Below are 264 nucleotides of genomic sequence, written 5' to 3'. Positions count from 1 at the left end.
GCTCGCTGCGCGACGGCGCGGTCTTCGACATGCCGCCGCAAGGCGTCAAGCGCTACATCGAGGACAAGACCGTGTCGCCGTTCAGGACCTGGCGGTTCAACAACAAGATCCGCACCATGGACGCCGGCAAGACGCTTCGCATCGAGCTGTTGGACCCGGCGACGATTCACTGGAGCACCGACAATTGGATGACCGCCCAAGACAGCCAGACGGTGGAGAACGCCTTCGGCATCCATCTTGCCGATCTGCCCGTGGCAAGCCTCC

Annotated in this window: 1 pseudogene; it reads left to right on the top strand. The window is 63.3% G+C overall.

Features of this window, described 5'->3' with window-relative positions:
* Positions 1–264 (top strand): annotated as a pseudogene (locus EOB49_RS35425) (glucan 1,4-alpha-glucosidase); the annotation flags it as partial.

The sequence above is a fragment of the Mesorhizobium sp. M7A.F.Ca.MR.148.00.0.0 genome (genome assembly GCF_003997735.1).
In the GTDB taxonomy this organism is placed as follows: domain Bacteria; phylum Pseudomonadota; class Alphaproteobacteria; order Rhizobiales; family Rhizobiaceae; genus Mesorhizobium.
The sequence above is the reverse complement of the archived record's forward strand: the minus strand, read 5'-3'. Positions and strand labels throughout refer to the sequence as shown.